The 23,198-nt window shown below is 70.5% G+C and carries 21 protein-coding genes and 3 riboswitches; of the genes, 9 read left to right on the forward strand and 12 right to left on the reverse strand.

What is annotated here, in order from left to right; genetic code table 11:
• Positions 1–146 precede the first annotated feature (146 nt).
• Positions 147–338: riboswitch (cobalamin riboswitch) on the forward strand.
• A gap of 106 nt (positions 339–444) precedes the next feature.
• The 4 genes from cobG to cobJ are packed head-to-tail and all read left to right on the forward strand — an operon-like array spanning position 445 to position 4,910.
• Complete coding sequence (cobG, locus tag ABIC50_RS33300; protein WP_354169124.1) at positions 445–1,842, forward strand: precorrin-3B synthase; 1,398 nt, start codon at positions 445–447, stop codon at positions 1,840–1,842.
• Complete coding sequence (locus ABIC50_RS33305) at positions 1,835–2,461, forward strand: precorrin-8X methylmutase (protein ID WP_175665200.1); 627 nt, start codon at positions 1,835–1,837, stop codon at positions 2,459–2,461. Before cobG ends, ABIC50_RS33305 begins: the two co-directional genes overlap by 8 nt.
• Positions 2,458–3,192 carry a precorrin-2 C(20)-methyltransferase gene (locus ABIC50_RS33310; protein WP_011656859.1) on the forward strand — a complete coding sequence of 245 codons (735 nt, stop codon included), beginning with the start codon at positions 2,458–2,460 and terminating at the stop codon, positions 3,190–3,192. Before ABIC50_RS33305 ends, ABIC50_RS33310 begins: the two co-directional genes overlap by 4 nt.
• Positions 3,189–4,910: a precorrin-3B C(17)-methyltransferase gene (gene cobJ, locus ABIC50_RS33315; RefSeq protein ID WP_354169072.1), complete on the forward strand. Its 1,722-nt coding sequence runs from the start codon at positions 3,189–3,191 to the stop codon at positions 4,908–4,910. Before ABIC50_RS33310 ends, cobJ begins: the two co-directional genes overlap by 4 nt.
• Positions 4,911–4,979: 69 nt before the next feature.
• Here cobJ and ABIC50_RS33320 read toward each other — a convergent pair whose 3' ends face one another.
• A complete protein-coding gene (locus ABIC50_RS33320) occupies positions 4,980–5,294 on the reverse strand; it encodes a hypothetical protein (protein WP_354169075.1) in 315 nt (104 codons plus the stop codon).
• Here ABIC50_RS33320 and ABIC50_RS33325 point away from each other — a divergent pair.
• Positions 5,266–6,621 carry a chitinase gene (locus tag ABIC50_RS33325; protein WP_354169078.1) on the forward strand — a complete coding sequence of 452 codons (1,356 nt, stop codon included), beginning with the start codon at positions 5,266–5,268 and terminating at the stop codon, positions 6,619–6,621. The two genes, ABIC50_RS33320 and ABIC50_RS33325, sit on opposite strands and share 29 nt — an antisense overlap.
• 122 nt (positions 6,622–6,743) lie before the next feature.
• Here ABIC50_RS33325 and ABIC50_RS33330 read toward each other — a convergent pair whose 3' ends face one another.
• The 4 genes from ABIC50_RS33330 to ABIC50_RS33345 all read right to left on the reverse strand — a co-directional run bounded on the left by ABIC50_RS33330 (position 6,744) and on the right by ABIC50_RS33345 (position 11,443).
• Positions 6,744–7,487 carry an IclR family transcriptional regulator gene (locus ABIC50_RS33330; protein WP_354169081.1) on the reverse strand — a complete coding sequence of 248 codons (744 nt, stop codon included), beginning with the start codon at positions 7,485–7,487 and terminating at the stop codon, positions 6,744–6,746.
• 60 nt (positions 7,488–7,547) lie between these two features.
• Positions 7,548–8,714: an acyl-CoA dehydrogenase family protein gene (locus ABIC50_RS33335; RefSeq protein ID WP_006755563.1), complete on the reverse strand. Its 1,167-nt coding sequence runs from the start codon at positions 8,712–8,714 to the stop codon at positions 7,548–7,550.
• A 142-nt stretch (positions 8,715–8,856) separates the two neighbouring features.
• A complete protein-coding gene (locus ABIC50_RS33340; protein WP_354169083.1) occupies positions 8,857–10,158 on the reverse strand; it encodes a CitMHS family transporter in 1,302 nt (433 codons plus the stop codon).
• Between the two features lie 118 nt (positions 10,159–10,276).
• Complete coding sequence (locus ABIC50_RS33345) at positions 10,277–11,443, reverse strand: CaiB/BaiF CoA transferase family protein (RefSeq protein WP_354169086.1); 1,167 nt, start codon at positions 11,441–11,443, stop codon at positions 10,277–10,279.
• A gap of 265 nt (positions 11,444–11,708) precedes the next feature.
• Here ABIC50_RS33345 and ABIC50_RS33350 point away from each other — a divergent pair, with 265 nt between their 5' ends.
• Both ABIC50_RS33350 and ABIC50_RS33355 read left to right on the forward strand, forming a co-directional pair.
• A complete protein-coding gene (locus ABIC50_RS33350) occupies positions 11,709–11,948 on the forward strand; it encodes a hypothetical protein (protein WP_354169088.1) in 240 nt (79 codons plus the stop codon).
• 148 nt (positions 11,949–12,096) lie between these two features.
• On the forward strand, positions 12,097–12,525 hold the full coding sequence (locus tag ABIC50_RS33355; RefSeq protein WP_011656850.1) for an NUDIX hydrolase: 429 nt from the start codon (positions 12,097–12,099) through the stop codon (positions 12,523–12,525).
• Between the two features lie 27 nt (positions 12,526–12,552).
• Here the strand turns inward: ABIC50_RS33355 and ABIC50_RS33360 are convergent, their stop codons facing one another.
• The 7 genes from ABIC50_RS33360 to cobW all read right to left on the reverse strand — a co-directional run bounded on the left by ABIC50_RS33360 (position 12,553) and on the right by cobW (position 20,917).
• Positions 12,553–12,879: a low molecular weight protein tyrosine phosphatase family protein gene (locus ABIC50_RS33360; protein WP_354169091.1), complete on the reverse strand. Its 327-nt coding sequence runs from the start codon at positions 12,877–12,879 to the stop codon at positions 12,553–12,555.
• Positions 12,880–12,915: 36 nt separating this feature from the next.
• Positions 12,916–13,488, reverse strand: coding sequence for a DUF1993 domain-containing protein (locus ABIC50_RS33365; RefSeq protein WP_354169093.1), 573 nt, complete (start codon positions 13,486–13,488; stop codon positions 12,916–12,918).
• 127 nt (positions 13,489–13,615) lie between these two features.
• Positions 13,616–14,068, reverse strand: a complete 453-nt coding sequence (locus ABIC50_RS33370; protein ID WP_011656847.1) for a YaiI/YqxD family protein — start codon at positions 14,066–14,068, stop codon at positions 13,616–13,618.
• A 179-nt stretch (positions 14,069–14,247) separates the two neighbouring features.
• Positions 14,248–14,856, reverse strand: a complete 609-nt coding sequence (locus ABIC50_RS33375) for a vWA domain-containing protein (RefSeq protein WP_354169096.1) — start codon at positions 14,854–14,856, stop codon at positions 14,248–14,250.
• Positions 14,857–14,924: 68 nt separating this feature from the next.
• On the reverse strand, positions 14,925–16,013 hold the full coding sequence (locus ABIC50_RS33380) for a magnesium chelatase ATPase subunit I (protein ID WP_354169099.1): 1,089 nt from the start codon (positions 16,011–16,013) through the stop codon (positions 14,925–14,927).
• Positions 16,010–19,822, reverse strand: a complete 3,813-nt coding sequence (gene cobN / locus ABIC50_RS33385) for a cobaltochelatase subunit CobN (protein ID WP_354169101.1) — start codon at positions 19,820–19,822, stop codon at positions 16,010–16,012. The genes ABIC50_RS33380 and cobN overlap by 4 nt, the downstream gene beginning before the upstream one ends.
• A gap of 6 nt (positions 19,823–19,828) precedes the next feature.
• Positions 19,829–20,917, reverse strand: a complete 1,089-nt coding sequence (gene cobW / locus ABIC50_RS33390; RefSeq protein ID WP_175669069.1) for a cobalamin biosynthesis protein CobW — start codon at positions 20,915–20,917, stop codon at positions 19,829–19,831.
• A 336-nt stretch (positions 20,918–21,253) separates the two neighbouring features.
• Positions 21,254–21,516: riboswitch (cobalamin riboswitch) on the reverse strand.
• Between the two features lie 138 nt (positions 21,517–21,654).
• Positions 21,655–21,891: riboswitch (cobalamin riboswitch) on the forward strand.
• 170 nt (positions 21,892–22,061) lie between these two features.
• Between cobW and cobA the strand changes: the two genes are divergently transcribed.
• Complete coding sequence (gene cobA / locus ABIC50_RS33395; RefSeq protein WP_354169104.1) at positions 22,062–22,811, forward strand: uroporphyrinogen-III C-methyltransferase; 750 nt, start codon at positions 22,062–22,064, stop codon at positions 22,809–22,811.
• The gene (locus tag ABIC50_RS33400) at positions 22,808–23,185 is read left to right on the forward strand and encodes a cobalamin biosynthesis protein (RefSeq protein ID WP_354169107.1); all 378 of its coding nucleotides are present in this window, start codon (positions 22,808–22,810) and stop codon (positions 23,183–23,185) included. Before cobA ends, ABIC50_RS33400 begins: the two co-directional genes overlap by 4 nt.
• Positions 23,186–23,198: the final 13 nt, after the last annotated feature.

Here is a 23,198-nt window from a genome sequence, read left to right on the forward strand (position 1 = left end):
GGTGCGGCCGTCCGCGTTGCGAAAGTCGGCATGGTACCGTGTTCCACCGCGCGTTTCATCTGCGGGACTGCCCGCGCCGGGCCGCGTTTCGCTTCGGTCATGGCGCCCGCTCGACGGTCGCGAAGCGCCGGTGAAATCGGGTATCCTACGGCCGTTCGTTCGCCGGTGCCCTTCGGGGCCGAAGAGGGAACACAGGGCGCGCATCGCGCCGCTGTGGCTGCCCCCGCAACTGTAGACAGCGAGCCGATCTCCCCCCTCATGCCACTGGTTTCACCGGGAAGGCCGGGAGCCGGCGCCGACCTGTCAGCCAGGAGACCTGCCGGCCTGAAAGTGCGTGCGTGCCAGTCGGCGTCGGGCGGGGTGTACCGATGCGTTGGCCGCGGCGCCACACTGCCCGGTATCCCGTTGAGTTCCGCCCCCGTTTCGATTCCTGCGTTGCCCGTCGTGCGCCCGTCGGCTTGCCCGGGGCTCGTGCGCGTCGTCGCGGCCGCCGACGGCGGGCTGTGCCGGATCAAGCTGCCGGGCGGCCGGCTCGACGCGCGGCAGGCGCGCGCGATCGCCGCCGCGGCGCGCAGCTACGGCTCCGGCGTGATCGACGCGACCAATCGCGCGAATCTCCAGCTGCGCGGCATTCGCGACGGCGCGGGCGATGCGCTGGCGGGCGCCTTGCTCGACGCGGGCCTCGGCCCGCGTGCGAGCGCGGCCGATGCCGCTGATGCCGCTGATGCCGCCGATGCCGCCGATGCCGCTCACGATAAGGCCGCGCTCGCCGCGAGCGACGACGTCCGCAACCTGATGCTCAGCCCGCTCGCCGGGCTCGATCCCGCCGCGCTGCTCGACAGCCGCGCACTCGCACGGCCGTTGCTTGACATGCTGACGCACGAGCCGCGCCGCGGCGAACTGTCGCCGAAATTCTCGATCCAGCTCGACGGCGGCGAAGCGGTCGCGGCGCTCGATCATCCGCACGACATCTGGCTTGCCGCGCGGCGTCGCGGCGACGGCGCGCTGCGCATCGCCGCCGGCCTGGCCGGCTGTCCGCCCGTCTCGTCCGACGATTCGCCCGCTTCGTTCGACGTGGCGCCCGACCAGGCCGTCGCGCTGGTGCGCGCGTTGCTGCTCGCATTCGTCGATCTTGCGCCGGCCGACGTCACGCGGATGCGCGGGTTGCTCGCGACCGGCGGCGAACGCGCACTGCGCGAGCGCGCGCAGCACTACGCACCCTTCCCGCTCGCGGCCGATCGAGCACTGGCCGACTGGCGGCGCATGCCCGCGGATGCCGCGCTGCGTTTCGGCGCGCGGCCGTCGCTCGATGCGGCGCGCTGCAGCGTCGGCGCGCAGTTCGTGCTCGGCCGGCTCGACGCGAGGCAACTGGAACGGCTCGCGGCACTCGCTGAAGCCGAAGGCGACGCCACGCTGTCGATGACGCCGTGGCAAGGCGTATTCGTGCACGGCGTGCGGCGCGAACGCGCGCCGGTCGTGCTCGATGCGCTCGCGTCGCTCGGTCTCGTGTGCACGCCGTCCGACCCGCTGGCGGCGCTGGTTGCCTGCACCGGCAGCGCGGGCTGCGCGAAGGCGCGCGCCGATACGAAACACGATGCGCTCGCGCTGGCCGCGCGCGTCGGCCAGCCGGTCGACGTACACCTGACCGGCTGCGAGCGCCACTGCGCGCTGCCGCACCCCGCGACGTACACGCTCGTCGCGGTTGCGCCCGCACACTACGACCTTTACCGGCGCGACGCCGCCGCGGGCCTCGGCGCCCCGCTCGCGCGCCATCTGACGATTGACCAGACCGCGGCCCGATTGACGGGCACGCGGCACAGCCAGGACACCACCGATGCTTGACTACATTCGCGACGGGCAGGAAATCTACCGCCAGTCGTTCGCGACGATCCGCGCCGAGGCCGACCTGTCGCAGGTTCCGCCCGATCTCGAGAAACTCGCGGTGCGCGTGATCCACGCGTGCGGGATGGTCGATGTCGTCTACGACCTGCGCTTCTCGGCCGGCGCCGGCACGGCGGGCCGCACGGCGCTCGCGGCCGGCGCGCCGATCCTGTGCGACGCGCGGATGGTCGCCGAAGGCATCACGCGCGCGCGGCTGCCGGCCGGCAATCGCGTGATCTGCACGCTCGGTGAACCGGAGGTGCCCGATCTCGCGCGGCATCTCGGCAACACGCGTTCGGCCGCGGCGCTCGAACTGTGGCGCCCGCAGCTGGCCGGCAGCGTCGTCGTGATCGGCAACGCGCCGACCGCGCTGTTCCACCTGCTCGACATGATCGACGCCGGCGCGCCGCGCCCCGCGCTGATCCTCGGCTTTCCGGTCGGCTTCATCGGCGCGGCCGAATCGAAGGCGCTGCTGGACGCCGAGAGCCGCGGCGTGCCCTACGTCACGCTGCTCGGCCGGCGCGGCGGCAGCGCGATGGCGGCCGCCGCCGTCAACGCACTCGCGACGGAGGCCGAATGACGGCCCCGCGCGGACGCCTGTTCGGGGTCGGCGTCGGCCCCGGCGATCCTGAACTGATGACGATCAAGGCGCTGCGCGTGCTGCAGGCCGCGCCGGTGGTCGCGTATTTCGTCGCGAAGGGCAAGAAAGGCAATGCGTACGGGATCGTCGAAGCGCACCTGCTCGACGCGCAGACGCAACTGCCGCTCGTCTATCCGGTGACGACCGAGGCGCTGCCGCCGCCGCTCTGCTACGAGACGGTGATCGCCGACTTCTACGACACGGCCGCCGAGATCGTCGCGGCGCATCTCGACGCCGGGCGCGACGTCGCGGTGATCTGCGAAGGCGATCCGTTCTTCTACGGGTCGTACATGTACCTGCACGATCGCCTCGCGACGCGCTACGACACCGAGGTGATCCCGGGCGTGTGCGCGATGCTCGGCGGCACGGCCGTGCTCGGCCAGCCGCTCGTCTATCGCAACCAGAGCCTGTCGGTGCTGTCCGGCGTCCTGCCGGAGGACGAATTGCGCACGCGGCTCGCGCAGGCCGACGCGGCCGTCGTGATGAAGCTCGGCCGCAACTTCGACAAGGTGCGGCGCGTGCTCGACGAACTCGGGCTCGCGAAGCGCGCGCTGTACGTCGAGCGCGCGACGATGGCGGCCCAGCGCATCGTGCCGCTCGACGAAGTCGATCCGATGGCGTCGCCGTATTTCTCGCTGCTCGTCGTGCCGGGGGAAAAATGGCAAGGATGACGACTCCGCCCGCGATCGTGATTCTCGGCGCGGGCGCGCTCGACACCGCGCGGCGCATCCAGGCGCGTTATCCGGGCGCTCGCGTGCACGGGCTCGCGTCGCGCGTCGAGGCCGACGTGCCGTTCGACGAACTCGGCGCGCACCTGCGCGCGCTTTACGCGCGCGGCCTGCCGATCGTCGCGCTGTGCGCGGCTGGCATCGTGATCCGTTGCGTCGCGCCCGCGCTGGCCGACAAGGGTGTCGAGCCGCCGGTGCTCGCGGTCGCGGAAGACGGCTCGGCCGTCGTGCCGCTGCTCGGCGGTTTGACGGGCGTGAATCTGATCGCGCGCGAAATCGCGGAATGCCTTGGCGTTGCACCGGCGATCACGACGAGCGGCGAACTGCGCTTCGGCGCGTGCGTGCTCAATCCGCCCGACGGCTATGCGCTCGCCGATCTCCAGCAGGGCAAGCGCTTTGTGTCCGACCTGCTCGCGGGCGCGGCCACGCGCATCGACGGCGCGGCGCCATGGCTCGACGACGTCGCGCTGCCACGCGACGACGCGGCTGCGCATGCGATCCGCGTGACGCCCGATGCGTGGCGCGGCGCGCGCGACGAACTCGTGATCCATCCGCGCAGCGTGGTGGTCGGCATCGACGCGCGCGGCGTGCAGGCCGACGCATCGCCATCGCTCGCCGAACGCATCGATGCGCTGCTCGACGCACACGGCCTCGCGCGGCTGGCGCTCGCCGCGCTCGTCGCGCCGACGACGTTGCTCGGCGATGCGCGGCTCGAAGCAGCGGCGCACACGCTGGGCGTGCCGCTGCGCTTCGGCGACGTCGAAGGCAAAGATGATCGCAACACCGATGCCGCCGCACTGCTCGCCAGCACGTTGCGCGTCGCGCACACGTTGCGCGCAACCTCCGACGGCCTCGCCTGCGCGGTCGCTGCACACCCCGTCGATCCCGCCACGCTCGGCCGTGCACGCGGCCTCCTGACGGTGTTGGGCCTCGGCCCGGGCGATGCCGCATGGCTGACGCCCGCCGCACGCGACGCGCTCGCGCAAGCGACCGATATCCTCGGCTATACGACCTACGTGACGATGGCCGGCCCGTTCCGCGCGGACCAGCGCGTACACGGCACCGACAATCGCGAGGAAATGCAGCGGGCGCGCCATGCGTTCGAACTGGCGGCCGAGGGCCGGCGCGTCGCGGTCGTGTCGTCGGGCGATCCGGGTGTGTTCGCGATGGCCGCGGCCGTGCTGGAAGCGCTCGACGAAGCGCGCGACCCGCGCTGGGCGGCGGTCGAGCTGCGCGTCGAACCCGGCGTATCGGCGTCGCTCGCGACCGCCGCACAGGCCGGTGCGCCGCTCGGCCACGATTTCTGCGCGATCTCGCTGTCGGACAACCTGAAGCCGTGGGACGTGATCGAGATGCGCCTGCGGCATGCGGCGCAAGCCGATCTCGTGATGGCGTTCTACAACCCGATCTCGCGTGCGCGACCGTGGCAGCTCGATCGTGCGCTCGACGTCGTGCGCGCGCACCGCGCGGCCGACACGGTCGTCGTGCTCGGCCGCGATATCGGCCGGCCGGGCGCGACGCTCGCGACGACAACGCTCGGCGCGCTGCGCAGCGACCAGGTGGACATGCGCACGATGGTGATCGTCGGTTCGTCGACGACGCGGCGTTTCGCGATCGGCGACGGCCGCGAGTGGGTGTATACGCCGCGCTGGTATCGCTGAAGGCCGCTGCGCACGGCGCGGCGTGTCCGCGCCCAGCATGCCGGCCGCCGGGGCCGGTGCCGGAGCGACTCACCCATGCACGCATCGGCCGCGCGCCGTGGGCACGGTATCGAGCGTCCGGCGCTTGCGCTTCATCGCACGACCAAACGGACAAATCGCCCGCTTTACGTTTCGATATTCGCTCGAATCGGCAGGATTGTTACTTACACACAGTGCAATAATAAAAAGAACGCACAACCGTTCATTGTTCAGAACTAATCCTTCAAGATGTGCATGCCGCTGAGCGGGCATGTGCAGCCGCCCGACGAGCGGCGATACGCGGGCCAGCGTATCCCTTTTCCACTTGGAGAAAACAATGAACAACACCGTGTTGTCGCGATTCAACCCGCGCGCGCTCGTCGCGGGCTGCCTGCTCGCCGCCGCGAGCGTGTCTCATGGCGCGGGCGTCTATGCGCCGTTCGTCGACGTGACGCTCTACCCGACGCCGCTCGTCGACCGGATCGGCGTCCAGCAAGGCATCCAGCAGTTCACGCTCGCGTTCGTGACGGCGGGCAACGGCTGTGTGCCGTCCTGGGGCGGCGTGCAGCCGATCGGTAACGGTGCGAGCGGCGATCTGCTCGCGTCGCTGTCGACGTCGATCGCGAGCTATCGCGCGAAAGGCGGCGAGATCGCGGTCTCGTTCGGCGGCGCGAACGGCACGCCGCTGATGCAGGCGTGCTCGACCGTCCCCGCGCTGAAGACGGCCTATCAAACCGTGATCGACACCTACGGCCTCACGCATGTCGACTTCGACATCGAGGGCGCATCGCAGCAGGACAGCGCCGCCGTCGCCCGCAACTTCCAGGCGGTTGCGCAGCTGCAGTCCGACTACGCGGCGAAAGGCCGGCCGCTGCACGTCACGCTGACACTGCCGACGATGCCGACCGGGCTCACGCAGGATGGCGTGAACGTCGTGACCGCGGCCATCGCGAACAAGGTCGCGTTCGACGCGGTGAACCTGATGACGATGGACTACGGCCCCGCGAACATCGACATGGGCGCGGCCGCGATCAGCGCCGCGCAGGCGCTCTACGCGCAACTCGACACGGCGTTCAAGTCGGCCGGCCAGCCGAAGACCAGCGCGCAACTCTGGCAGATGGTCGGGGTCACGCCGATGATCGGGATGAACGACGTGCAGGGCGAAACCTTCATGCTCGCCAATGCGCAGAGCGTGCTGAATACAGCGCTCAACAACGGTTACGGGTTCTTCGGCAACTGGTCGGTCGGCCGCGACCAGCCGTGCCCGAACAATGGCGCGTATGTGTCGCCGACCTGCTCGGGCATCGCGCAGCAGCCGTACGCGTTCGCGTCGATCTTCCGCAAGCTCGACGGCAAGTGGGGCGCGGGCGTCACGCAGGATCCGAACTACGGAGGCGGCGCGAACGGCGGAACGCCGCAGCCCGGCGCGCCCTGGTCGGCCGGCCAGGTCTATACGGCCGGCGCGACGGTCACCTATCAGGGCACGACGTACCAGGCGCAATGGTGGACGCAGGGCGACGTGCCGGGCCAGGCGAGCGTGTGGAAAGCGATCGGTGGCGGCACGGCGACGTGGTCGGCAACGACCGCGTACCAGGGCGGCACGTGCGTGATGTATCAGGGCGCGAAATACTGCGCGAAATGGTGGACGCAAGGCGACAACCCGAGCGCCGGGGGCGTGTGGGTGAAGTCGTGACGTCATGAGGTCGGGACGCGCCGGCGCGTGACGGGCCGGCCGCGGCCGTTCCCCGGGGCGCTGTCCGGCGCAGCGGCGAACGGCCGCCGAAGCAGGCGCTGCGTCCTGCTTCGCGGCCCTTGCTACCCGCGCCCCTGCTCGGCCAGCAACCGCGCCTTCGCATCGACCAGCAGCGCCGCATGCGAGTTGCGATGCTGGCGGATCCGCTCGGTCGGGCCGACGACCGACAGCCCGTACCAGTCGCCGTCGAGCGTCAGCGCGACGGCGATCGCCGACAGCTCGGGCGCGCTTTCGCCGAAGTTCTCGGCCCAGCCGAGTTCGCGAAACCGCGCGGTTTGCGCGACGAGCGCCGGCAGGTCCGCGACGCTCGCGTCGGTGAAGCGTTCGAAAGACAGCTGCGCGCCGAGCGCCTGCTGCGCCTCGCTCGCGAGCTCCGCGAAGATCGCCTTGCCGATCGAATTCGCATGCAGCGGGCGCAGCTCGCCCGGCTGGCGCGTATAGCGGATCGCCTGCTCGGATTCGACGACGTCGAGATACGTGACCGACGTGCCCTGGATCTTGCCGAGCACGGCCGTCTCGCGGCTCGCATCGCGCAGCGCGACGAGATGCGGATGCACGATGTCGACGACCGGATCGGTCGCGTCGATTGCCGCGGCGATCGTCTGCAGCCGCCGCGTCGGGTAGTAGCCGCCGCGCTTGCGCACCTCGTACAGATAGCCGCGGCTCACGAGCGTGCGCGCCATCGCCAGGCAGCTCGACGCCGGCACATTGAGCAGGCGCGCGAGCTCGGTGAGCGGCAGCGGCCGCCGTTCGGCGGCGAACAGCTCGAACAGGTCGAGCGTGCGGGCAACGAGTTTGACGTCCATGTCGAGCGCTTGATTCGGAACGGGAAGCCGCGCGCCGGGCGAGCCGCCGGGTCGGTACGGTCAGTACGACTTCGGCAGCCCGAGCACCTTCTCCGCGATGTAGCAGAGGATCAGTTGCGGGCTCACGGGCGCGAGCCTCGGAATCATACACTCGCGCAGGTAGCGCTCGACATGGTATTCCTTCGCATAGCCCATCCCGCCGTGCGTCGCGATCGCCGTCTGGCACGCGTGGAACGCGGCTTCCGCGCCGAGATACTTCGCGGCGTTCGCCTCGGCGCCGCACGACTGCCCCGCGTCGTAGCGCGTCGCGGCCTTCATCACCATCAGCCACGCGGCCTCGAGCTGCATCCACGCCTGCGCGAGCGGATGCTGGATCGACTGGTTCTGCCCGATCGGCCGGCCGAACACGACGCGCTCGCACGCATACTGCGTCGCGCGCCGCAGCGCGGCCTGCCCGAGGCCGATCGCCTCGGCGGCGATCAGGATCCGCTCGGGGTTCAGCCCGTGCAACAGATAACGGAAGCCGTCGCCCTCGTTGCCGATCAGGTCGTCGCGCGGCACGCGCAGGTTGTCGATGAACAGCATGTTCGAATCGACGGCCTTGCGGCCCATCTTCTCGATCTCGCGCACCTCGACGCGCGACCGGTCGAGGTCGGTGTAGAACAGGCTGAGCCCGTCGGTCGGCTTCGCGACCGCGTCGAGCGGCGTCGTGCGCGCGATGATCAGCATCTTGTTCGCGACCTGCGCGGTCGAGATCCAGATCTTGCGCCCGCTCAGCACGTAGTGGTCGCCGTCGCGGCGCGCCTGCGTGCTCAGGTGCGTCGTGTCGAGGCCCGCGTCGGGCTCGGTCACCGCGAAGCAGGCCTTGTCGCGCCCGGCGATCAGCGGCGGCAGGAAGCGCGCCTTCTGCGCGTCGTTGCCGAACACCTGCACCGGGTTCAGCCCGAAGATGTTCATATGGACGGCCGAGGCGCCCGACAGGCCGGCGCCCGACGCGCTGATCGTGCGCATCATCAGCGCGGCCTCGGTCATCCCGAGGCCGGCGCCGCCGTGGGCCGGGTCCATCGCGATGCCGAGCCAGCCGGCCTCGGCGAGCGCCGCGTGAAAGTCGGACGGAAACCCGCCCGCGCGATCGCGTTCGAGCCAGTAGTCGTCGCCGAAGCGTTCGCAGATTTTCTCGATCGCGCTTTCGATCGCGCGCTGGTCGTCGGTCAGGTCGAACTGCATGGATTGCTCTCCCGGAAATAGGCGAGCGGCCGCGCCGCTCTCAGGAAACCACCGGATGGCGCCAGGGCTTGCGCGTCGAAAAGCGTCCGTTTGCGGGATGGACCGCCCGGAACATTGGCGCGAAGCGGCACGTCCGGCGCGCTCACAACGGAAACACGCCCACGATCACCGCGGCGAACACCATCAGCACGGTGGCGGCGAACAGGAACGGAATCGTGAATTTCTGGTGCTCGGCCAGCTCGACGCCGGTCAAGCCGACGATCAGGAACGTCGCCGGCGTGAGCGGGCTGACCGGAAAACCGGTCGTCATCTGGCCGAGCAGCGCGGCCTGCGCCATCTGGATCGGCGGCACGCCGAGCAGCTTGCCGCTTTCCGCGAGCACCGGCAGCACGCCGAAGTAGAACGAGTCGGGATCGAACAGCAGACTGAGCGGCATCGACAGCAGGCCGAGCACGAACGGCATGTGGCGCGCATGTTCGACCGGCACGTGCGCGACGACGACCTCGGCCATCGCCTTCAGCATCCCGGTGCCCGACATGATTCCCGTGAACGCGCCGGCCGCGAGCAGCACGCTCGCCATCATCAGCGCGGCCTTCGCGTGTGCGTCGATCCGCTCGCGCTGCGCCTGCACGTCCGGATAGTTGATGACGAGCGCGGCGACCGTGCCGAGCATGAACATCACCATCGGGTCGACGATGCCCGACACCAGCGTGCCGAGCACGACGAGCGTCAAGGCCAGGTTGATCCGGAAGCGCGCGGGCCGGCGCAGCGCGCGTTCGGCGTCGGTCAGCTCGCGCGGCGCGATCGCGAGCGACGCCGCGCCGGCGCGATCGAGCCCGAGCCGCTTCGCCTCGCGCACACCGAGCACGTACGCGGTGCCGAACACGAACACGAGGCCGACGATCTGCACCGGGATCATCGGCATGAAGATCGCCGAGCCGGGAATATGCAGCGCCGCGGACGCGCGCAGCATCGGCCCGACCCACGGCAGGAAGTTGACGCCGGCCGCCATCGACGCGACGCACGCGAGAATTCGCCGATCCATCCCGAGCCGCGTATAGAGCGGCATCATCGCGGGCAGCGTGACGAGAAACGTGACGGCGCCCGAGCCGTCCAGATGGATCAGCAGCGCGAGCAGCGCCGAGCCCATCACGATGCGCGGCGGATGGCAGCCGATCACGCGCAGCACGCCCGCGATGATCGGGTCGAGCATCCCCGCGTCGGTGAGGATTCCGAAAAATAGAATCGCAAAAACGAACATGCCGGCGATCGGGCCGATGTTCTGCACGCCGTGCACGATGAACTTGCCGGTCGAGAGTCCGAAGCCGGCCGCGAGCGACGCGGCCACCGGCACGACGATCAATGCGACGAGCGGCGACAGCCGTTTCGTGATGATCAGGCCGAACAGCGCGACGATCGCGATCGCGCCGATCCATGCGAGCATGATGTGTCTCCTCTGGCGCCGGCGCGCATCGGGGCGCAGCGCGGCATGATGTTCGAAGCGGCGTGAGGCCGTGCGGCGGCTTCAGACGCCATTGCACGGCCGCCGGCCGCGATGCGTGTCAGTTGCCGTGCTCGCCGTTGTCGTCTCGTGGCGCGTCGGCAAACACCTGCGCCGCGTGTTCGTTCAGCGCGGGCGGCGGCCGCCGGTACGTGGCCGGCGTGCGACCGAGCTTGATCGGCGACGCGATGCCGCGGTGCCGGCCCAGTTCGATCTTCATCTGCCGATGCGCGACGTGCGGATGGTCGAGCGCCGCATCCAGGCCGAGCACGGGCGCGCACGGCACGCCGCGGCGCATCAACTGCTCGGCGAGCGCCGCGCCATCGTGTGCGGCCAGCGCCGTTTCGAGCAGCGTGCGCAATGCGGAGCGGTTCGCGCTGCGCGCGCGGTTGTCGGCGAAGCGCGGGTCGTCGGGCCAGTCGCGCGTGCCGAGCACGTCGCACAGCGCGGCGAACTGCCCGTTGTTGCCGACCGCGAGAAAGATGTCGACGCTCGCGGTCGGAAAGCTGTCGTACGGCGTGATGTTTGGATGCGCGTTGCCGGTGCGCACCGGCGCCTTCCCGGAGTGGAAGAAATTCGGCGTATGCGGATGCAGGATCGACAGCGCGCAGTCGAACAGCGTCGATTCGACGAACTGGCCGCGCCCGCTCGCATCGCGTTCGCGCAGCGCCATCAGCACGCCGAGCGCCGCGTTCAGCCCGGTGACGAGATCGACGATCGGCACGCCCACGCGCAGCGGCGCGCCGCCCGCTTCGCCGTTCACGCTCATCAGCCCGGCCAGCGCCTGCACGGCCGCGTCGTAGCCGGGCAGCCCGCCGAGCGGGCCGTCCGCGCCGAAGCCCGACACGCGGCAATAGACAAGCCGCGGAAAGCGCGCATGCAGCGCATCGAAGCCGAGGCCCCAGCGCTCCATCGTGCCGATCTTGAAGTTCTCGACCAGCGCGTCCGCGTGCTCGAGCAGGCCAAGCCGCCGTTCGCGATCGTCCGGCTTCGTCAGGTCGAGCGCAATGCCGAGCTTGTTGCGGTTTACACCGAGGAAATACGACGCGGTGTCGCCGTCGAACGGCGGGCCCCAGGTGCGCGTCTCGTCGCCCGACGGCGGTTCGACCTTGATCACCTCCGCGCCGTGGTCGGCGAGAATCTGGGTCGCGTACGGGCCGCCCAGCACCCGCGACAGATCGATGATGCGCAATCCCGCCAACGCGCCCTGCTGCTCCAGCTCCGCCATGCGTCTCGCTCCTGCTTCCGGTTGTTCGGACCGCCGGTTCCGCCATGCCGACTTGGCGGCGCGGTTTTCCTGGCTCGAATAATAATTCTTGTACGTGAATTTATATTCACACCGGAGAATTTTATTGTCAAGCCGGGCATACGCCGGTAAGCCTGTGGAGACTGCGGCAGCCGTGGGGGCGACGCCGAACGCGCGCCGGTTGCCGCGCCGGGCCGCGGTTCGCTAAGCTGCGGACAGTGCTCATCCGAACCCAGGCGGAAATTTCATGAAACGCATGCTGCTCGCGGCCCTCGTGCTCGCGGCGACGTTGGGCGTCGCCCGCGCGCAAACCCAGACCTTCCATTTTGGCGAGGGACAATCACAGCCGCGGGCCGCCGCGCCGACGGCACGGCCCGCGCCCGCGCATCGGCACGTGACGCCGCCGCGTCACCGACATGCGCTGCACAAGCGGCGCCACACGCGGTCCGGCAAGCCGGCACGCCCGGTGATCCAGACGCAAGCGTGACGCGCGGCAACGCACGGAACTGTCACGAACGGCCGGTATGATCGGCGCGGCGGCTTTGCATGCCGTCGTGCCCGAGCATCGGGCGACTGGCCGGCAACGCCGGTCGACGTGCATTTCACTCCACGATTCAGTACCTGTTTTGCCGAACATGAATACCGGGCCGGATACCGTCGCCAGCATCAAGGAGCGCGCCACGATCGTGTGCCGCCAGCGCAGCAGCGTGCTGCTGGTCGCGCGCACCGCGGCGCGCTGGACGCTGCCCGGCGGCACGATCCGGCGCGGCGAGACACCGCTGGAGGCCGCGCAGCGGGAGCTGGCGGAGGAAACGCGGCTCGAGGGGCTCGCGCTCGACTATGCGGTGCAGTTCGGCGGTCTCACGAAGCTCCATCACGTGTTCGTGGCCGACGTGCCGAAACATCTGGTCCCGCGCGCGAGCAACGAGATCGCGCGCTGCAAGTGGTTCGACGTCGAACGCCTCGAGACGCTGCGCGCGAGCGTGCCGACCCGCAAGATCATCGAGCTGCTGCACCTCGACCGCTTTTCCCCGCTCGCGGACGGCCCGCTTCGTCTGCGCTGAAGCGGCCCCGCACCGATCACGCACCGGTCATGCGCGCAGCAACGGCCCGGCCTTGCGTTCGAGCAGCGCGACTAGCTCGGGCTGCATGTACGCGTAGCGGTCGGGAATGTCGAGGCAGACGATCTTCTTGTGTTTCAGTCGGGCGCCGAACCGGGCGGTGAGCTTCGCCTTATGCGCGCGCTCCATCACGAACACGATCTCGGCCCATTCGAGCTGCTCGACGCACACTTGCGTGTCGGCGTCGGGCGCGAGCCCCGCGGAGTCGGTTTCGACACCCGGCCATCCCGCGAACACCGCCTCGGCGGTCGGGCTGCGCAGCCGGTTGCGGCTGGAGAGGAAGAGCGCCCGCGTCATGCCGGCGCGCCGCGACCGGCTCGTCCGGTCATCCGTTCAACCCTGCGGAATCGTGTCGGGCCGCACGTACGCCAGCATGTGCGGCACGTAGTCGGCCTTGCCGAGCTCGACGCCGTAATGGCGCAGGATCGCGTACGCGGCGATCGCGTGAAAGTAGAACTGCGGCAGCGCCCAGTCACGCACGTACTGCTCGCCCGTCATGTCGAACGCGATGCCGTTCGGCAGCTCGAGGGCGATCGGCCGCGCGGCGCCGCCATCGAGCGCATCGGGCGCGAGTTCGCCGAGGAATGCGATCGTGCCGGACAGGATCCCCTGCGCGTCGCTCACCGTACCCGGCTGCGCATCGGCGTGCCAGCCGGCTTCGCGCAGCGCGAGCAGCGCATCCGGCAGCGGTTCGCCGCGCAGCCGGTAGATGGGCTCCATCGCCTGGAAGCACGAGAACCGCACCTGTGCGGCGAGCGGATACATGTCGGGCGCGAGCTTCAGCGTCAGCACCGCATCGGGTGCGTCGCCGGTGGCCTGCCGGTGCGCGACGGCCTTGTCGAGCCACGCGGATTGCGCGCGCAGCATCTGGGTCAACGTCGGAACGAGAAGTTGGGTTGGTGACATCCATGCCCTCCGGTGGTTCGTTGGCGCTGCGATATCGATGTCGCGGCGAATCCGTATTCTGCCGCAGCCGACGATTCGACGCGAAACCGGTGACGCATCGCACGTCGCACGGCCGGCGCCGGGGGCGTCAGGGTTTGCCGTGGCGTGCCAGGAACCGGTCGAGCTGCGACGCGAACGCCTTGCCGTCGCGTGCGCTGAACGGGGCCGGGCCGCCCGTGTCGACACCCGAGCTGCGCAGTTGATCCATCATCGCGCGCGTCGACAGGCGTTCCTCGATGTTCTCGCGGCTGAACCAGTTGCCGCGCGGGTCGAGTGCGTGCGCGCCCTTGTCGAGGACGGCCGCGGCCAGCGGGATATCGGCGGTGATCACGAGATCGCCGGCTTGCGCGAGCTCGACGATTCGCGCGTCGGCGACGTCGAAGCCGGCCGGCACCTGCACCGACTTGATGAACGGCGACGGCGGCGTACGCAGGAACTGGTTCGCGACCAGCGTCACGCAGATCTCGGCACGACGCGCGGCGCGAAACAGCATGTCCTTGATGACGGCGGGACACGCGTCGGCATCGACGAGTACTTGCATGGCAGACGTTCCGGTAAGCAGAAACCGCGATCATAGCGCAGCGCCGGCGATCGTCCCGCGCGGTCGCTGCTCCGATCAACCGATCAACCGATCAGCCAGTCAGCCAGTCAGCCGGTCAGCCGGTCAGCCGGTCAGCCGGTCAGCCAGTCAGCCAATCAGCCAATCAGCCAATCAGCCAATCAGCCGGTCACCCCGGCGCACAGCGACGCGGCCGTCGTCCATTGCGCGCCCCATCCGTCGGCGAGCCGCTTGCCCTGCCCGATCCGCACGGCCGCGTCATCGAAATCGACGAACACGACGTGATCCGCGGTCGCCGGTTTCGGTGCCGTTTCGCGCGTGCGTCCATCGGACAGCACCCACAGCCAGCGCTGCTGGTCCGGCGTACGCCGTGCCGCGCGCGCGAGCAATTGCGCGGCGGCCGCGATGCCGTCCGCGAGCGGCGTGCCGCCGCCGCCGTCCACCGGCTCGAGCCAGCGCGCGTTCCACCACCGCGGCACGGCCGGGCCGAAACGCCGCGCGGCGCCGTTGCCGCCGAAGCAGATCAGCGCGGTTTCCACGCGGTCACGCGCGGCCTGGTCGAAGTACGCGACGATCAACCCTTTTGCGAGCGCGAGCCGTTCGTGCGACAGCATCGACGCCGAACAGTCGAGCACGAAGCAATGGAGCGCGCGCGGGGTGCCGGCCTGTTTGCGAAAACGCAGATGGCCGGCGTGCAGCGGGCCGCCGCGCTTCGCGGCGAGCGTCGCCGGCCACGCCACGGCCTTGCCGGCGCGTGCCGTCCCCGGCACGCGCGCGGCGGCGCCTGGCTGCCATCGAGGACCGCGAACGGCGTTCGCGGCGGCGTCGGCTCGATGGCTCAGCGTTTTTTTAGCGGCAGCGGCACCACGCTTTTCACGTCGCGCAGGCCGGTCGGTTCGGGCGGCAGATAGCCCCACTCGCCCTGCGATGCGGTCGCATCGTTGCGTGCCGCGTCCGGTTGATCGTCGGGTTGCCGGCGCGTGTCGGGTGGAGAGCGGTCGTCGCGGTCTCGTTCGCCCTCGTCGCGCGATGGCGACGCGCCCGACGACGGCGGCGCGCCCGCATGACGCCGATGCCGCAGCACCGCGTCGGCCACGCGTTCGACATGCGACACCGTCACCGCGTCGTCCTGCTCCAGCGCCGCGAGCGCGCGCGCGGCGCGCAGCATCACGAGGTCGGCACGCAGGCCGTCGACGGCCGCGTCGATGCACAGCGCGCTCACGCGGGCGTGAACCGCATCGTCGAAATCCAGCGTCGACAGCCGGGCCCGCGCCGCATGAATCCCGTCGCGGAGTTCCCGCTGTGCGCTTGCGTGACGCGCCCGAAACGCGTCCGGATCGAGATCGAACGCGAGGCGCGCCTTCACGATCCGTTCGCGCTGCAGGGCGTCGAAGCAGTTCTCGAGCTCGACCATCAACCCGAAGCGGTCGAGCAGTTGCGGGCGCAGTTCGCCTTCCTCGGGATTCATCGTGCCGACCAGCACGAAGCGCGCATTGTGCGCGTGCGACACGCCATCGCGCTCGACCACGTTCACGCCGCTCGCGGCGACGTCGAGCAGCGTATCGACGAGCCCGTCGGCGAGCAGGTTCACCTCGTCGACGTACAGCACGCCGCGATGCGCGCGCGCGAGCAGGCCCGGCCGGAAGCGCACGCCGTTGGCGGCGAGCGCATGGGCGAGATCGAGCGTGCCGGTGACCTGCTCGTCGCTCGCCGACAGCGGCAGCGTGACGAATTCGCCTTCGGGCAGCAATTCCGCCAGCGCGCGCGCGGCGGTCGATTTCGCGGTGCCGCGCGGCCCGCTGACGAGCACGCCGCCGAGCGACGGGTCGATCGCGGCGAGCAGCAGCGCCTGCTGCAACGGTTGCTGCGCGACCAGCGCCGCGAACGGGAACACCGCGCGGGCGCGGGGCGTCGTCGGATCGGTCATCGCCGTCCTCCTTCCTGGAGTTGTTCGCTGTCGAGCCAGACCGCTTCGATCCGCTCGCGATAATCGCCCGGCTGCTGCCACAGCCCGCGCTGCATCGCTTCGACGAAGCGTTCGCAGATGCCGTGCAGCGCCTTCGGGTTGTGTCGTTCGAGGAACGCACGCGTGTCGTCGTCGAACAGGTACGCATCGGCGACGAGCGCGTACTGGTGGTCCGACAGCACGCGGGCGGTCGCGTCATAGCCGTACAGGTAGTCGACGGTCGCGGCCATTTCGGCCGAGCCCTTGTAGCCGTGACGCTTCACGCCGTCGAGCCATTTCGGGTTGACGACGCGCGAGCGGATCACGCGCGCGATCTCCTCGCGCAGCGTGCGCATCTTCGGCGCGACCGGGTTCGCATGGTCGCCGTGGTAGATGCTCGGCTGCTGGCCGGACAGGTGGCGCACGGCCGCCGTCATCCCGCCCTGGAACTGGTAGTAGTCGTTCGAGTCGAGGATGTCGTGTTCGCGGCTGTCCTGGTTCTGCACGACGACGTCGATCGTCGCGAGCCGCTCGCCGAACACGTCGGGGGCCGCATCGCCCGCGCTGTTCTGCGCGTATGCATGGCCGCCCCACTGGCGGTACGCGTTGGCGAGATCGGCGTCGGTCTGCCAGCGGCGCTGGTCGATCATGTCCTGCAGGCCGGCACCGTAGCTGCCCGGCCGCGCGCCGAACACGCGCCAGCCGGCGCGGCGTCGCGCTTCGTCGGGCGCCACGCCCCGCTCGATCCAGGTCGCGCGTTCGCGCTCGATGCGCGCGCGGATCGGGTTCAGCGCCTCGGGCTCGTCGAGCGCGGCGACGGCCTGCACGGCCGCGTCGAACAGGTGCATCAGGTTCGGAAACGCGTCGCGGAAGAAGCCCGACACGCGCAGCGTCACGTCGATGCGCGGCCGGTCGAAGATCTCGATCGGCAGGATCTCGAAGTCGGTCACACGATGACTGCCGTGCGCCCATTTCGGCCGCACGCCGATGAGCGCGAACGCCTGCGCGATATCGTCGCCGCCGGTGCGCATCGTGGCCGTGCCCCAGACCGACAGCCCGATCGCGCGCGGATAGTCGCCGTGATCCTGCAGATGGCGTTCGATCAGCTGCTGCGCGGATTTCAGCCCGAGCGACCACGCGGCCTGCGTCGGCACCGCGCGCGTATCGACCGAATAGAAGTTGCGGCCCGTCGGCAGCACGTCGGGACGGCCGCGCGACGGCGAGCCGCTCGGCCCCGGCGGCACGAAGCGGCCGTCGAGCCCGCGCAGCAACTGGCGCAGTTCCTCGCCGCCGCACGCGTCGAGCGCGGGCAGCAGCGTCGCGCGCACGCGTTCGAGCACGGCGAGCGTGTGCGGCCATGCCCCCGGCGGCGTCGCATCGATGCCGGCGTCGCCGCCAACATTCGCACGGCACAGTCCATCGAGCCACTGCTGCGCGAGCCGCTCGAGCCGCTCGCGCGTGTCGCCCGCATGGCGCCACGGCGACGCGTCGAGCGCCTGCAGAACGGCCGGCCGCGGGCCCGTCCACGGCGCGGCCCAGTCGGCCGCGAGCGGATCGAAATCGTCGCCGAGCGCGAGATCGCGCGCGAGTGCGGCGATCAGCCCCGCGCGTTCGCCCTTGCCGTCGCCGACCGGAAAGCGTGCGAGCGCGAGCAGCGTATCGCGCCGCTGACGGTCGAGCGGCGACGCGCCGAACACGTGCAGCCCGTCGCGAATCTGCGCTTCCTTCAATTCGCACAGCCAAGCGTCGACGCGCGTGAGCAGCGCATCCTCGTCGCCGGCGTCGCGCGGCGGCGACACGCTCAGCTCGTCATGCAGCCGGTGTTCGGCGATCGTCGCGAGGATCGTCTTGCGCAGCAGCTTCGCGCGCCGCGCATCGACCATCAGCGCTTCGTAGTATTCGTCGACCTGCCGTTCGAGATCCTGCAGCGGGCCGTAGTTTTCCGCGCGCGTGAGCGGCGGCATCAGATGATCGATGATCACGGCCTGCGCGCGGCGCTTCGCCTGGCTGCCCTCGCCCGGATCGTTGACGATGAACGGATACAGGTGCGGCAGCGGCCCGAGCGTCAGGTCCGGCCAGCACGCGTCGGACAGCGCGACGCTCTTGCCCGGCAGCCATTCGAGGTTGCCGTGCTTGCCGAGGTGGATGACCGCGTCGATGCCGAACGCATCGCGCAGCCAGAAATAGAACGCGAGGTACGCGTGCGGCGGCACGAGGTCCGCGTCGTGGTAGCTCGCATAGTCGTTCTCGCCGCGCGAACGCGACGGCTGGATGCCGACGAACACGTTGCCCGCGCGCCAGCCGGCGATCGGGAAGCGCCCCTGGCGCAGCGTCGGGTCCGCGTCGGGCGGCCCCCAGCGCTCGTTCAGCGCGTCGCGCACGGCGGCCGGCAGCCGCGCGAAATGCGCAATATAGTCGGCGAGCGCGAAACTCTGGAACGCGGGGCGCAGTGCGCGCACGGCCGGGTCGTTGGTCACGCCTTCGGTGAGCCGCGCGATCAGCGCGTCGCCGTCGGCCGGCAGGTCGGCCACCGCATAGCCCGCGTCGCGCAGCGCCGCGAGCACGCGCAGCGCGGACGCCGGCGTATCGAGCCCGACGCCGTTGCCGATCCGCCCTTCGCTTTGCGGATAGTTCGCGAGAATCAGCGCGATGCGCTTGTCGGCGTTGTCGAGCGTGCGCAGCCGGCACCAGCCGCGCGCGAGCGCCGCGACGAACGCGATGCGTTCGGTGTCCGGCTGGTAGCGCACGACGTCGACTTCGGTGTGCGGACACCGATACGCGAGCCCCTTGAAGCTCACCGCGCGCGTGACGATACGTCCGTCGACTTCAGGCAACGCGATGTGCATCGCGATGTCGCGCGCGTGCAGCCCCTGGTTGTCGGCCACCCATGCGTCGCGGTTGCCGCCGGACAGGATCACCTGCAGCACCGGCGCGTCGCCGGCGAGTACGTCGGGTTCGGGGCTGTCGATCGCGCCGGCCGCGAAGGCCGTGGTGTTCAGCACGAGCGCGACGTCGTGCGTGTCGCAGAGCTGCGTGATGACCTCGCGGCTCACCGCGTCCTTCAGCGACGTGACCGCGATCGGCAGCGGATTGAGCCCTTCGCGCACGAGCGCATCGGCCAGCGCGTCGAACACGGCCGTGTTCGCGGCCTGCCAGTGCGCGCGATAGAACAGGATCGCGACCACGCTCGCGCCGGGCGTCCAGCGCGCGCGCCAGTCGTCGACGCTCGCCGGGTCGCGCGCCGGGTGATACAGCGCGGCGGCCGGCAGCGGGCGCGGCGGCTCGGGTTCGTCGCCGAAGCCGAGCGTATGGAATGCGATGCTGCGCAGCAGCGCTTCGGCGTTGTGCATCCCGCCGTCGCGCAGGTAGCGCCACCACAGCCGGCACAGCGCCGGCGCGACCGTGCTCTTCGCGACGAGGTTCGGGTCTTCCTGCAGGTCGCCCGAGAACATCGCGAGCTGCTGCCGGCGCTTCGATGCGAGCGACACGGCCTGTTCGATCCCGTACGGCCAGTATGCTTCGCCGCCGAGATGATCGATCACGACCGTCTTCGCATGACGCAGCACGTCGTCGACATAGAAATCGACCGACGCCGGCTGCCGCAGGAACGTGACGTTCGCGAGCCGCACGCTCGGAAAGCCGGGCGGCAGCTTCGGCACGACGCTGGCCAGCAGCGACAAGGTCGTATCGGCCGAACTCAGGATCACGATGTCGGCCGGCTGCTGGTCGATCCGGACGACGCCCTGCGTATCGTCGACGAAGCCGCCCGGCGTGGTGCGCAGCAGATGCATCGCGCGTTACGCCTGCTGCATCTGGGCCGCGCACGCGGCATCGAACGCGCGCTGCAGTTCGGCCGCGTCGAGATCCTCGCCGATCAGCACGAAGCGGCTCGCGCGCGTTTCGCCGTCCTGCCAGCGACGGTCGAAATAGCTGTCGAAGCGGCGGCCGACACCCTGGATCACGAGCCGCATCGGCGCATCGGGCAGCGCCGCGAAGCCTTTCGCGCGGTAGATCGTGTGCGTCTCGACGACGCGCTGCAGCGCGGCGATCGTCGCTTCGCGCGAGCCTGCGTCGCCCGACACCACCACCGAATCGAAATCGTCGTGATGGTGGTCGTGATCGCCATCGTCGGCCGAGCCGTGATGGTCGTGCCGCAGGTGGATCGTTTCCTCCGACGCCGATTCGAGCCCGAGCAGCATCGCGAGATCCAGTTCGCCGCGCGTCGCGCGCACGATCTTCACCTGCGGCGGGATCTCTTCGCGGATCGCGGCCTCGACTTCGGCGAACTGCGCGTCGGCGACGAGATCGGCCTTGTTCACGATCACGAGATCGGCGGACGACAGCTGGTCGGCGAACAGCTCGTGCAGCGGCGATTCGTGGTCGAGGTTCGGATCGGCGCGGCGCTGCGCGTCGACGGCCTGCGGGTTCTCGGCGAACTGGCCGCTGGCGGCAGCCGGCCCGTCGACGACGGTCACGACCGCGTCGACCGTGAAGCTGTTGCGGATCGTCGGCCAGTTGAAGGCCTGCACGAGCGGCTTGGGCAGCGCGAGGCCCGACGTCTCGATCAGCACGTGGTCGATGTCGGCGCGGCGCTCGACGAGCGCTTCCATCACCGGATAGAACTCTTCCTGCACGGTGCAGCACAGGCAGCCGTTCGCGAGTTCGTACAGCTGGCCCGACGCTTCGCCCTGCGTGCCGTCCGCATCGTCGCAGCCGATCCCGCAGCCCTTGAGGATTTCGCCGTCGATGCCGAGCTCGCCGAATTCGTTGACGATCACCGCGATGCGGCGGCCTTCCGCGTGCTGCAGGATGTGGCGCATCAGCGTGGTCTTGCCGCTGCCGAGAAAGCCCGTGACGATCGTGACGGGAAGCTTGCGTAGGGTCATGGTAGGTCCTATGGCGAAAATGGAATCAGGCCGGGATCGTTGCGTCGAATGCGGCGCGGCATGTCGTCGGGCGGATCGCGGGGATGGCGCGGCGCAGTCCGGCCGGACGGCCGCACGACGCACGGAACGACGAATCGGACATGACGCTTCCTTGTGAACGGTCGGCATGGTCAATGCCGGTACGGCTGCCGCCGGCCCTGCCCGCGCCGCCTGCCGTTCGTCGCGCCGGCCCGGCGCGGCGCGCATGCGGCGGCGGGCGGATTGGCGGAGGAAGCGGGAAACGCTCGGGTGTCGGGCATGCTGCGGCCGTGGACGATGCGCCGCCTCCCCGCGGCGCTGAACCCCAATGTTTCGGCCGGTATCCGGGCTGACGAACACGCCGCTTCGCCTTCCCGGATGCGCGGCATCCAGTGGCGGTCGTCCGCATGCGGCAGGCATGCGGCGAAGCGGCGCTGCATCGCGCTGGGCGCGACGCGTTCGCTTACCGTTGCGGGGGCAGCACAGGTTGGCTCGACTGCGGCGCAGGCAGGCTCCCTGTTTCCCGTTTAACTGCGCGCGCCGGGGGAGCGCGCGCGAGCACCAAAACGCGTGCGAGTGTAGGCGGCGGTGCGGGGAGCGTCAAGGTGAAACGGGCCGCCGCGGGGTGTCCGGCATGGCCGCGGCAGCGCGTCCGGGGTCACGTCCGGGGGTTACCCCAGGCGCCCGCGCGGCGGGTTCGCGCGGGCCGGGCGCTGTGCTATCGTATGCGCCGCGTTCGGTGCTCGCGCGCGCTCCTCCGGCGCACGCAGTTAAACGGGAAACAGGAGGCGGACGTCCGCCCGGCCTGTGCTGTCCCCGCAACGGTACGCCGCCCGCGCGTCGCGGTTCCCCGCACGCGCCCAGGCCGCCCGCGATGCCACTGCCCTTCAGCGGGCGGGAAGGCTGCGGCCTGGCAAGCGGCCAGCCCGGATACCGGCCGACGCAAGGGGCGAGCCCGCTGCTCGCCGAACGCCCGATCCGCGGGGGACGGATGGGGTGCGCTTTCCGCCCGCGCTCGCGCGGGCTTCGCTCGATCCGTCATGCATTGCCTGTCCGCCGGCCGCCGATGTGCCGCTCGCTGTCCCCTTTCCACTGCCACGACACGGTACGCGCCGTGCCGCGTCCGATGAGCCGCGCATGGCTCGTCGGCGCCGGCCCCGGCGACGCCGATCTGCTCACGCTGAAGGCCGTGCGCGCGATCGCCACGGCCGACGTGCTGCTCGTCGACGATCTCGTGAACCCCGACGTGCTGCGCCACGCGCGCGCCGACGCCCTGATCGAGCACGTCGGCAAGCGCGGCGGCCACGCGTCGACGCCGCAGGAAACGATTGTCGCCGCGATGCTCGCGCATCTGCGCGCGGGCCGCAGCGTCGCGCGGCTCAAGGGCGGCGATCCGTTCGTGTTCGGCCGCGGCGGCGAGGAATTGCTCGCGCTCGGCGCGGCCGGGTTCCCGGTCGAGGTCGTGAACGGCATCACGGCCGGGATCGCCGCCCCGGCCGCGCTCGGCATTCCGGTCACGCATCGCGGCGACGCGCAGGGCGTGATCTTCGTCACGGGCCACGGCGCGGGCGCGGACGAACCCGACTGGCGCGCGCTGGCCGCGACGCGGATGACGATCGTGATCTACATGGGCATTCGCCGGCTCGACACCATTGCAGCCGCGCTGCGTGACGGCGGCGTGGCCGGCGACACGCCGTGCGCGGCGATCGAGAACGCGACGCGTGACGGACAGCGGCACGTGCTCGCGACGCTCGACACGATCGTCGAACGCGTGCGCGCGACCGGTATCGGTTCGCCCGCGATCGTCGTGATCGGCCGCGTCGCGGCGCTCGCCGACGATCCCGCGGTGCGCGCGGCGCTTGGCGGCCGCGCATGATACGCGTCGCGCTCGGCGTCGGTTTCCGCGCGGGCGCGACGGCCGCGCAACTCGATGCCGCGATCCGCGCGGCGCTGGCCAGCCACCCGGGCGCCGAGCCGGCCGTCGTCGCGACGCTCGCCGACAAGGCGCGTGCCCGGCCGCTGCGCACGCTGTGCGCGCGGCGCGGCTGGCCGCTCGTCGCGTTCGACGCGGCGCAGCTCGCGCAGTGCCCCGAACCGGCATTGAGCGGCCCGTCGGCGACCGCGCTGGCGCGTTTCGGCGTCGCGGGCGTGGCCGAGCCATGCGCGCAACTCGCGGCGCCGCATGGCCGGCTGCTCGGCCCCAAATCCAGCCGGGACGGCGTGACGGTCGCGCTCGCCGGCCCGCTCTGAACCCTTTGTTTCG

This window comes from Burkholderia sp. 567, assembly GCF_040545115.1.
GTDB lineage: Bacteria > Pseudomonadota > Gammaproteobacteria > Burkholderiales > Burkholderiaceae > Burkholderia > Burkholderia ambifaria.